General features: G+C 51.6%; 8 protein-coding genes and 1 pseudogene. 8 read left to right on the top strand and 1 reads right to left on the bottom strand.

Annotated elements, in window-relative coordinates; genetic code table 11:
- Positions 1 to 141 precede the first annotated feature (141 nt).
- The 7 genes and pseudogenes from PKH29_09070 to PKH29_09040 all read left to right on the top strand — a co-directional run bounded on the left by PKH29_09070 (position 142) and on the right by PKH29_09040 (position 8,462).
- Positions 142 to 1,419, top strand: coding sequence for an NAD(P)/FAD-dependent oxidoreductase (locus PKH29_09070; protein ID HNX14990.1), 1,278 nt, complete (start codon positions 142 to 144; stop codon positions 1,417 to 1,419).
- 4 nt (positions 1,420 to 1,423) lie between these two features.
- Positions 1,424 to 2,098 (top strand): annotated as a pseudogene (gene cmk / locus PKH29_09065) ((d)CMP kinase).
- Between the two features lie 21 nt (positions 2,099 to 2,119).
- Positions 2,120 to 2,749, top strand: coding sequence for a lysophospholipid acyltransferase family protein (locus tag PKH29_09060; GenBank protein ID HNX14989.1), 630 nt, complete (start codon positions 2,120 to 2,122; stop codon positions 2,747 to 2,749).
- Positions 2,750 to 2,761: 12 nt separating this feature from the next.
- The gene (locus tag PKH29_09055; GenBank protein HNX14988.1) at positions 2,762 to 4,915 is read left to right on the top strand and encodes a bifunctional 4-hydroxy-3-methylbut-2-enyl diphosphate reductase/30S ribosomal protein S1; all 2,154 of its coding nucleotides are present in this window, start codon (positions 2,762 to 2,764) and stop codon (positions 4,913 to 4,915) included.
- A gap of 96 nt (positions 4,916 to 5,011) precedes the next feature.
- Positions 5,012 to 5,734, top strand: a complete 723-nt coding sequence (yunB, locus tag PKH29_09050; protein ID HNX14987.1) for a sporulation protein YunB — start codon at positions 5,012 to 5,014, stop codon at positions 5,732 to 5,734.
- The gene (ligA, locus tag PKH29_09045; GenBank protein HNX14986.1) at positions 5,706 to 7,697 is read left to right on the top strand and encodes an NAD-dependent DNA ligase LigA; all 1,992 of its coding nucleotides are present in this window, start codon (positions 5,706 to 5,708) and stop codon (positions 7,695 to 7,697) included. Before yunB ends, ligA begins: the two co-directional genes overlap by 29 nt.
- A 156-nt stretch (positions 7,698 to 7,853) precedes the next feature.
- Positions 7,854 to 8,462 carry a stage II sporulation protein R gene (locus PKH29_09040; protein ID HNX14985.1) on the top strand — a complete coding sequence of 203 codons (609 nt, stop codon included), beginning with the start codon at positions 7,854 to 7,856 and terminating at the stop codon, positions 8,460 to 8,462.
- Between the two features lie 19 nt (positions 8,463 to 8,481).
- Here PKH29_09040 and PKH29_09035 read toward each other — a convergent pair whose 3' ends face one another.
- Positions 8,482 to 9,801: a trehalase family glycosidase gene (locus PKH29_09035; GenBank protein HNX14984.1), complete on the bottom strand. Its 1,320-nt coding sequence runs from the start codon at positions 9,799 to 9,801 to the stop codon at positions 8,482 to 8,484.
- 215 nt (positions 9,802 to 10,016) lie between these two features.
- Here PKH29_09035 and PKH29_09030 point away from each other — a divergent pair.
- On the top strand, positions 10,017 to 10,801 hold a 785-nt coding region (locus tag PKH29_09030), incomplete at its 3' end, for a phospho-sugar mutase (protein ID HNX14983.1).

The following is a 10,801-nucleotide window of genomic DNA, read 5'->3' as shown; positions in this document are numbered from 1 at the left end:
GTTCGCTACCTTTTTCCTTCCCTTACTTTGTAACACATCAATTGTAATCTTACACCAAGAACCGCCTGTTTTAAGGCTCTTTATTGTTAGAATGAAAAACATATGCTATAATAAACCATATTACGATTTGGGGGCGAACGTTTGGCGGTTTGTGCGGTGATCGGCGGGGGTGCCGGGGGGATGATGGCAGCCGGACAGCTCGGCGCAGCCGGGATTGAGACGCTGCTGTTTGAACAAAACGCCCGGCTCGGCGCAAAGCTGCGCATCACAGGAAAAGGCCGCTGCAACCTCACCAACGCCTGCGACGTGCGCCAGTTCATCGATAAAGTCGTCACCAATAAAAAGTTTTTATTCGGCGCGGCGAACCGGTTTTCCCCAAACGACTGCATCGCTTTTTTTGGTAATAATCTCGGCGTCAAACTCAAAATTGAACGGGGCGGCAGAGTTTTTCCCTTAGATGATAACGCCCACACCGTGGCGAATGCCCTCGAACAATACGCACTCGCACACGGAAAGCATATCCAAGCAAGGGTGAAGGCGATTGAAAAGCGCGGAGAATGGTTTTTAATCAGAACGGAAAACGGCGATTTTACTGCCGATAGTGTTTTAATCGCGACCGGCGGGATGAGTTATCCGAAAACCGGTTCCACGGGTGACGGATATGATTTTGCGAAGGCGCTCGGGCACACCGTGACTCCGCTGCGGGCTTCATTGGTACCGCTTTTATGCGCAGAAGATTTGTGCCGTGATTTGCAGGGGCTGTCACTAAAAAACACCGGATTGAAGTTTCTCGTTGAAGGTGTGAAAAAGCCGGTTTACGAGGAACAAGGGGAATTGTTATTCACCCATTTCGGCGTCAGCGGGCCGTTGATTTTATCGGCGAGCGCGCATTTGGGCGATGAAGTTGTGATAAAAGCGGGCGGGGCGCAGGAATTGATGGAAGCGGGAAAGGTGAAAATCTCGCTCGATTTGAAGCCGGCGCTCGACGAAGAACGGCTTGATGCGCGAATTTTAAGGGATTTTTCCGAAGAACCGAACCGGGACTATAAAAATTCGTTATCCGCGCTGTTACCGTCAAAACTGATTATGCCGATGGTCAGGCTTTCGGGCATTCCGGGCGAAACCAAGATCAACGCGGTGACCGCCGAACAGCGAAAAGATCTGGTGCGGCTGCTCAAAGACCTGCGGCTGACCGTGACAGGAACAAGGCCGATCGACGAAGCGGTCGTGACCTCGGGCGGTATCGACGTGCGCGAAGTCGATCCTGCGACGATGGAATCCAAACTGACGAAGAACCTCTGGTTTGCGGGCGAAGTGCTCGACTTGGATGCCTACACGGGCGGATACAATCTGCAGATTGCATTCAGTACGGCGGTAACGGCGGCGCAGGCAATCGTAAAACAATTTTCGGGGAAGTGAGTGAATGTCAACGACGTCTATTGCCATAGACGGCCCATCGGGCGCAGGGAAAAGCACTCTTGCCAGACGGCTGGCTGAAGAACTGGAGTATATCTATATCGATACCGGTGCGTTATACCGCACGGTCGGGCTGCATGCTGTCCGGGTAACCGGAGGATATGACGATTCGGATGCGGTGATCGATTCGCTCAAAAGCATCGATATCAAGATGAAGCTCGACGACGGGAAACAGGTGATCTTGCTCGACGGCGACCCGGTCGGCGACAACATCCGGACGCCGCTGATTTCGATGGCAGCCTCGGCGGTCTCGGCGATTCCGGAAGTACGAGATTTTTTAATGGAATTCCAGCGCGGCGTCGCGGCAAAAAACAGCGTCGTGATGGACGGGCGCGATATCGGCACGGTGGTTCTGCCTGATGCAAAAATTAAGATTTTTCTCACGGCGTCGTCGGAAGTCCGCGCGAAACGGCGGTATCATGAACTGCTCGAAAAGGGCAAGCCGGTCAGTTACGGGGAAGTCCTTGCCGATCTGAAGAAGCGCGATAAAGACGACAGCAGCCGGGCGGTCGCGCCTTTAAAGCCCGCGCCTGACAGCATCACGGCAGATACAACTCTTTTAAATTTGCAGCAATCGTTTGAACTGCTGATGCGCATCGTAAACCGAAAACTCGCCGAGGAAAAACGGCTCCGCAAGCATGCGGTGAAAAAAGCAGAACGGGAACTCTACTCAGTCACCTGGCAGGCAAGCATTCAAAAGAATCTCAGAAAGCTGGCATTTCGGCTTTTTCGGGTAAAAGCGACAGGCGTGGAAAATATCCCTGTTGACGGGCAGGTCGTGATCTGCTTCAATCATCTGAGTTATCTCGACCCGGTCGTGGCGGCATTCGCAAGCCCGAGGCCGATCAATTATATCGCAAAATCCTCGTTGTTCACAAAGCCGGTACTGGGATTTTTAATCCGAAAACTCGGCGCGCTGCCGATCGACCGGGAAAAGCCCGAAGTCGGCGTTTTCCGCACGATCGCCAATCTGCTTGAAAAAGGGCGGGCGATCGGAATCTTTCCCGAAGGGACACGAAGCAAAAAGACCTATCAGATACAGCAGGGGAAAGCGGGTGTCGGCATGATCGTGCTGCGGGCCGGCGCGCCGGTTGTTCCGGTTTTGCTCGATTATCCGAAACGCGCCGGACTGTTCAAACCGACAATTATCACAATCGGTAAACCGATTCCCGCAGAACAGCTCGACGCCGGCACCGGGAAACAGAGGTTTCAGGCATGCGCGGACGCGATTATGGCCGCCATCGCCGCGTTAAAAGAGCGCGAAACCAGATAGAACAGAGGGCATATGGAGATCATCGTCTGTAAAAATGCCGGGGCTTGCTTCGGCGTCAACCGTGCCGTCGATATGCTCGACGGCCTTCTTGCAAAAGGCAAAAAGGTCTGCACACTCGGGCCGTTATTGCACAATAAACGGTTTATGAAAGAGCTCACGGAGAAGGGTGTCCGGGTTATCGATGACCCGTCAGAGGCCCAGCCCGGCGAATGTGTTTTAATCCGGAGCCACGGAGTCCCCGAGGCGACGGTCGAACAGTTGACAACGCTGGGGCTGGAGTTTTACGACGCCACCTGTCCCTGCGTCGCCAGAATTCATAAACTTGTTTCCGGGATTCCGAAAGAGGATATTCTTCTTGTGGCAGGGGATGCGAGCCATCCGGAAGTCATCGGAATTTTGGGACACACTGCCTGTGAGGCCCATACGTTCGGGGCGCTGAGCGAATTGGAGGGGTTGATTTCTAAAAACTCGAATTTTGTCGAAAAAACAATTTGGTGCGTTGCGCAGACCACTTTTTCTGTCTCTGAATGGAAAAAAGGAGAAGAAATTCTTAAAAAGCACTATACAAATTTGAAAATATTTGATACAATATGCAGTACGACCCGTCTTCGCCAAGCCGAGGCAAAAGAAGTTGCTTCGGTTTGTGATTTGGTTTTTGTGATCGGCGACCGCGAGAGCTCGAATACCACAAAGCTCTTTGAGGTCTGTAACGCGATCACGAAAACTATACGTGTCGAAAATCCCGACGAGATCTCGCGGGTACCGGACTGCCGCCGAATCGGCATCACCGCAGGGGCGTCGACTCCGGTTAAAAACATTATGGAGGTTGTTCATAAGATGGACGAAAACAAAGAAATTCTTCAAGGCCAAGAAGAGGTCGGGAAGGCCAAAACAGAAGCCAAATCTGAGGAATTCGACTTCGAAACCGAGCTTGAAGAGTCGTATAAACGGCTTTCCAAGTCGGATACCATCAAGGGCATCGTAACCGCTGTTTATCCGGGCGAGGTCGCCGTCGATATCGGCCGCAAACATGCCGGCTATATCCCGCTCGACGAACTCACCAACGATCCCAATGCCAAGACCTCCGATCTCGTCAAGGTGGGGGACGAACTCACACTGATGGTGCTGAAGACAAATGACGTCGATGGCACCGTGATGATGTCCAAAAAACGCGTCGACGCCAATGAGAACTGGGTTAAGATTCTCGAAGCCAAAGACAGCGGTGCCGTGCTCGAGGGTACGGTGGTCGAGAATGTCGGCGGCGGCGTGATCGTTACATACGAGGGCGTTCGTGTGTTTATTCCGGCATCCCACACGGGAATTCCCAGAGAGGGCAATCTCGACGATCTGCTCAAAAAGACCGTCAAGTTCATCATTATCGATATCGACGAACGCGGCAGAAGAAAACGCGCGGTCGGCTCGATTCGCAAAGCATCGACCAGCAACCGCAAGGAACTGACCGAGAAGTTCTGGGAGACCGCCAAAGTCGGCGACGTCATCGTCGGCAAGGTGCGCTCGGTTGCGCAGTTCGGCGTGTTTGTCAACCTGAACGGCCCGGACGGACTTGTACACCGTACCGAACTCAGTTGGAACCGTTTCAAGAACGTCGAAGATGTCGTGACGGTCGGTCAGGATCTCAAGGTCATGATCAAAGAACTTGATCCCGAGAAGAAACGCATTTCGCTGACTGCGAAATTCTCCGAGGACGATCCGTTCAATAAGTTATTGGCGCAGTATAAAGTCGGCGATACCGCAAAGGTCACAATCACCAGCTTGGTTACCTACGGCGCATTCGCGACGGTTGTTCCGGGTATTGAGGGTCTGATTCACATCTCCAACATTGCCAACCGCGTAATTGTTAAACCCTCCGATGTACTCAAGAGGGGCGAAGAAGTTGACGCCAAAATCATCGATATCAACACGGATTCCAAGAAGGTCAGCCTGTCGATTCGCGCGCTGCTTCCGGAGGAGAAGGATGAGGCGAACGCGCAGACCGTGGCTACAACAACTCCCGCTGTACCGGCGGCGGCAAACGAAACATCGGCTGAGTTGACCCCTGCAGTGACCGCCGAACCGGCTGTCGATTCAGCAGCGGTGGATGAAACGCCGAAACCCAAACGTACGACAAAGAAAAAGGCCGTGGACACTCCGGAAAAGGCCGAATAAGATAAACTGAAAACATACGGGCGGGCATTTTGCCTGCCCGGTTTTCGTCACATCCGCCCGAATAACGCATATAATTCACCGGGGGCGGTATAGATTATGGACAGAAAGCGGAGAAGGCGTCGCGGCGCCGTCGCAAGAACGATTATTCTTTGGCTGTTAATTATCGGGTGTATATTTGCCATAATAAGAACAGCCGACAAACGCCTGAGAAGCGTCGTAATCCAATTAGCCCAGACCAAGGCCAAAGAATACAGCACTCTCGCCATCAACTCCTGCGTCACCGAGGTTTTGGCCGCGGATAATACCGATTATTTAAATCTGATCTATATCCAGACAAACGAAAACGGTCTGAGCGTCGTGAGAACCAATATGACGATGCTGAACACGCTGAAAGCCGGCTTGACCACAGCGATCCAAAAACGCCTTTCGGAATATGACGACGGTAAACTCTATATCGCACTCGGTACGCTGATCGGAAGCAACGTCTTCACAGGCAGAGGCCCCAAAATTGAAGTTCGGCTGGTGCCGGTGGGATATGTGACCACAGCGATCACCAACGAATTCACAAGTGCCGGCATCAATCAGACACTGCACAGAATTATGATGTCGGTCACCGGTACGGTCACAATTGTGATGGCCGGCTATTCGGCGACTTCCGAGGTCACGGCGGATTTCTGCATCGCCGAAACCGTCATTGTCGGCGCGGTACCGCAGGGGTTCACCGAAGTCACCGGATCGGGGACTACTTCAAGCAACATAAACGATTTTATGGCGAATCCGGATGGGAGCAATGGAATTGGCGGAATTGGTTTTGAATGATGCAAAGGCACGCGCCGAAGCTTTGAGAAAACAAATCGAAAAGGCCAACGAGGAGTATTACAATCAGGACAACCCCTCGTTATCGGATTTTGAATACGATCAACAGACAAGGGAACTGAGGGAGATCATCGCCCGGTTCCCCGAGCTTGCTTTTGAGTTGGAACCGATCTCTAAGGTCGGCGGAAAGGCATCCCGGCTTTTTTCGCCCGTCGAACACATTGTGCCGATGGAGAGTTTGCAGGACGTGTTTTCTTATGAGGAGCTGCGGGATTTCGAACACCGGGTCAAGGAAAGTTTTCCCGATGCCGAATTCGTCGTCGAAGCCAAAATCGACGGGCTTTCGGTCTCGCTCGAATATGAAAACGGCGTTTTTGTGCGTGGTTCCACCCGCGGCGACGGCAAAACCGGCGAGGATGTGACCGCAAACCTGATGACGATTGAGTCAGTCCCGAAAAAGCTAAAGGGCGGGCCGGAGTTTTTAGAGGTGCGCGGCGAGGTCTATATGCCGAAAAACGTTTTTGCCAAACTGGTTGAGGCGCAGAATGATAACGGTGAAGTTCCGTTTAAAAACCCGCGCAACGCCGCCGCCGGTTCACTGCGGCAAAAAGACAGCGAGATCACCAGATCGCGGCATCTTGCGGTGATTGTGTTTAACATTCAGCAGATTCGCGGAAAAGAAATTTCAAGGCACAGCGAATCGCTGGATTATCTGGAAAAGCTCGGCTTTCCGGCTTCAAAATATGTCCTGACTTCCGATTTTGAGAAAATCATCGAGCGGGTGGACGAGATCAATAAAACCCGCCATGAACTGCAGTTCGATATCGACGGCGCGGTCATCAAGCTCGACAATTTAATCGACCGCGCAAAACTGGGCAGTACCTCGAAATTCCCACGCTGGGCTGCCGCCTATAAATATCCCCCCGAGATCAAGCGGACAAAACTGCTCGAAATTTCCATTGAAGTCGGGCGTACGGGCGTGCTGACCCCGACGGCGGTGTTTGAACCGGTTACGCTCGCCGGGACTTCGGTCGGGCGCGCGGTACTGCATAATCAGGATTTCATCGACGAAAAGGGCGTCGCGGTCGGCGATATGATCGAAGTGCGCAAGGCGGGTGACATCATCCCCGAGTTGATCAACGTAACACAAAAGGGCGGGAACGAGACCTATCGGATTCCGAACGATTGTCCGTCATGCGGCAGCAAGGTCATCAAAGATGAGGACGGCCCCGCGATTCGCTGTAAAAATCCCGACTGCCCGGCAAAACGCTTCCGCGAGATGATCCACTTCACCGAAAAGTCGGCGATGGACATTGACGGACTCGGCCCTGCGGTGCTGAAAGCGCTGCTTGACAAGGGATTGGTGAAAGATATCGCCGATTTATACAGCTTAAAAAAAGAGGATATCGCCGCGCTCGACAAAAAGGGCGAGAAGTCGGCGCAGAACCTGCTCGGCGCACTTGAAAAGAGCAAGAAAAATGATTTGTGGCGACTGATTTCGGGGCTCGGCATCCGGCATGTCGGCGAGACCGCGGCGCAGGATTTGGCTTTGCATTTCGGGACGTTGGACGCATTGAAAAACGCCGAAGTCGAGGAGATTGCGCGGGTCGAGGGCATCGGCGGGATCACTGCGGAGAGCATCAAGGGGTTTTTCTTAAATGATATCAACATTGCATTAATCGAAAAATTGAGAGCTGCGGGAATCAATATGGCCTGTCTGACCGAAAAGAAGGTCGGCGGTCTGCTTGAGGGCAAGGTGTTTGTATTGACCGGGACGCTGTCGATTCCGCGAGATCAAGCAGAGCAAATGATCAAGGACGCGGGCGGAAAGACCAGCTCATCGGTCTCGGCAAAGACCGATTTTGTGCTCGCCGGGGAAGAAGCCGGAAGCAAGCTGACCAAGGCGCAAGCATTCGGCGTAAAAATTATCAATGAAACCGAGTTTTACGAGATGGTAAAATTATAATAGATTGTGCGTATTTAAGTAGGGTGCGCGTCCCCCGGTGTGACAATAAACCGGCTTCCCCAAAGGAAGTCGTTTTTAATGGTATGATTATATAAAAATCAGTCAACAATCTCCTTGCGGCGGGCTTTGCCCTCTGCGAAGGAGATTGTACTTATTATGAAAAAGTTTACTTTTGTTTTGATCGCTGCGGCGCTGGCATTGCTCATCTGCGTGCTCTCGGGCTTTGCGGAATTTTCGAACGAATGTGACACGGTGCGCGAAAACACCGTGCGGCTGCGCATTGTGGCCAACTCCGACAACGATTTCGACCAGGCGATTAAGTTACAGATACGCGATGCGCTCACCGAGCAGTTTCAAAAGGTTTTCGCCGGAATGAAGACCAAAGAAGAAGCCAAGGAAGCCGCCGCCAAAGCGCTTGACGATTTTAAAGATACGGCGAACGATATTTTGCGCGAAAACGGTGTTGTCTATAAAGCGACCGCAGAACTCACCGACCGGTACTTCGATACCACCGATTACGGCGAATTTATGCTCCCTGCCGGGACTTATTCGACGGTGCAGCTGACGCTCGGCAAGGGGAAGGGTAAAAACTGGTTCTGTATCGCCTTTCCGCCGATCTGCATCTCTGCAAGTTCCGACGAAGAAGCGCAGCTCGACGCCTATCTCGATCAAAACGGTTGGAAGTTTGCCTCGAAAAAGAACGGCTATGTGTTAAAGTTCAAACTGGTCGAGTTGATTGAAAAATGGCTAAATAAAGATAAATAACTTTGCAGAATACCGGAATTTATAAAATAATCTCCATATTGTTTCCTTTGTAAGAATACGCTACGGCGCTGTTTACAATCCGGACGTCGAGCCGCTTTTGATTGGGCAAAAACAAATTTTCAATCGAAAAGCAGCTGTTTTTCAAGGCTTCCGGCAGGTTGGGACGGATGGTGATTTGGCGAGTAAAAGCATTGTAATCAATGCCGAAAATCTCTTCTATTATCAGTTTGATAAATAAAGAGGCGGTCCAGGCGTATTCCGAAACACCGTGCCCCGAACCGTTATACGGGTGTAGAAACTCGGCGTAATTGTTATTGAAAATATTGAGAGTCTTGTAAGTTAATTCGGCAGCTAAATCTCTCTCATTCGACTCATTCAGCGCTTGAATGACCGCGAAATTAATCAGCATCCAGACGCTTCCCGACCAGCAGGGGTTTCCGGCGTAAGCACCGTCGATAACCGTGAAAATTTTATCTTTTTTTGATACCGAGGTCAGAGGATAGGTATTCCAATTAAAACTGTCAGTGTCAAGCAGCAGTTCGAAGAGATATCTTTTTTGTTCCGTGTTGGCATTATTAAAGCGCAATCCGTAGAATGTCGACGCCATAAGACGGTCGTCAAATCTCTTCTTCTCGATGAACCAGCCGTAATAGGCCCTGCGTTCGGAATCCCATAAACATTGATTGACAGCGGACAAGATCTCCGCTTTTTTATTGAAATAAAACGCAGCTTCCTTTGCTAAGCCCTGCCTTTGGGCTAATAATGCGGTATAATAACAGCCCGCGGCGATTTCCATGTTGGTGTCGATCGGGGCGTATTCCATCGAGCCGCCGAACGTATTTGGGATAAAGGTCTCCTCAAACACGGCGGTGATCAGCTTGGTCTCGGGGTCCTGCCTATGCGAAAACCACCAGTTCAGATTTTTTGTAAACAGGATATAAACCTCTTCGGTGAATTCAGGCGTTCCGTCTCTTTTGGCGGCGTCATAAAGCGCCTCGAAGAATTTGGGCAGTGAGCCGATTTCCTCTTGCACGTTCGGGATATGACCAAACTTGTCGGGCGTATACAGTTTGACTCTGCCGTTGGGCGTTGATAACTGCTTTAGATTATATAGAAGGTCTTTGCCGATTTCCGGGTTCAGCCACTGATATCCTTCGACCGCCAGCGCCCCATCCAAAGACCACATGGTTGACCCGTAAGCGCCGCCCGGAGCGACAAACGGGCGGTTGACGCCGTCAATGATATGGTCCGCCGTGCAGCGTTTTAAAACATCCGTCGCATGCTGAAAACTCTCTTGGCTGACGAGCGGCATTTTGATTTTCGGGATGTTCATCTCCATTTCAACGTTCCTTTCAAAAATATACGGGTTTGTCTTTTGATGTATAGTGAAGCCATTTAAAAAGCAAAATGAGAAATAAGCGGTAAGTGGCTTCACTATATCACAGACCGAAGAATTGTCAAGAAAACAATGAAGCGCCGTTTTCGGCCGCTATACTCCGCGACTTGTAATATCGGGCTGAAAATGATATAATTTCGTATGAGGAGCGTGAGCATATGACGGCTTTTGAACGATATACAATCTGGTGCGAAAGAGCTGCCGATCCCGGGATCAAGGCGGAGCTTGCCGCAATCAAGGGCAATGAGTCCGAAATTAAGGAGCGGTTTTACGATGAGCTCCAATTCGGTACAGCCGGGTTGCGGGGCGTAATCGGCGCAGGCAGCGCACGTATGAACATTTATACCGTAGGCAAGGCCACACAGGGTTTTGCGCGCTATCTCGCGGAAAATTATAAAAACCCCTCGGTTGCGATCTCGTTTGACTCGCGTCATAAGTCCTATGAATTTTCTCGCCTTGCCGCCGGCATTTTTGCGGCCAACGGCGTTAAGGTATACCTGTATGAGACCCTCCAGCCCACGCCGGTTTTGTCGTATACCGTGCGCGAACTGAAGTGCTCGGGCGGCGTGATGATCACGGCAAGCCACAACCCCTCGGTTTATAACGGTTACAAGGCCTATGACAAAACCGGCTGCCAGCTCTCGGTCGAGGAAAGCGACAAAGTTCTCTCCTATATTGAGCAAGTAGACCCGTTCTCCGGAGTCAAATCCGGCGGGACGGATATCACTATGCTCAGCGAACCCATGGTCGAGAAGTTTCTCGACCGGGTGTATGCCAATTCGGTGCATCCGGGTATCTGCAAAGGCAGCGGTCTGTATGTCGTCTATACGCCGCTCAACGGTACCGGAAAAGTGCCCGTTTTGAAGCTCTTTGAACGGCTCGGAGTCACGGCGTCACTGGTGCCGTCTCAGGCGGAACCGAACGGCGATTTCCCGACCTGTCC

This window comes from Oscillospiraceae bacterium, from assembly GCA_035353335.1.
In the GTDB taxonomy this organism is placed as follows: domain Bacteria; phylum Bacillota; class Clostridia; order Oscillospirales; family JAKOTC01; genus DAOPZJ01.
Note: the sequence above shows the minus strand (reverse complement) of the source record. Positions and strands in the feature narration are given on the sequence as shown.

Bases quoted from the DNA above. Each gene is read 5' to 3' on its own strand.
- PKH29_09035 (HNX14984.1), bottom strand. From the start codon at position 9,801: ATGGAGATGAACATCCCGAAAATCAAAATGCCGCTCGTCAGCCAAGAG.
- PKH29_09055 (HNX14988.1), top strand. From the start codon at position 2,762: ATGGAGATCATCGTCTGTAAAAATGCCGGGGCTTGCTTCGGCGTCAAC.
- ligA (HNX14986.1), top strand. From the start codon at position 5,706: ATGGAATTGGCGGAATTGGTTTTGAATGATGCAAAGGCACGCGCCGAA.
- PKH29_09040 (HNX14985.1), top strand. From the start codon at position 7,854: ATGAAAAAGTTTACTTTTGTTTTGATCGCTGCGGCGCTGGCATTGCTC.
- yunB (HNX14987.1), top strand. From the start codon at position 5,012: ATGGACAGAAAGCGGAGAAGGCGTCGCGGCGCCGTCGCAAGAACGATT.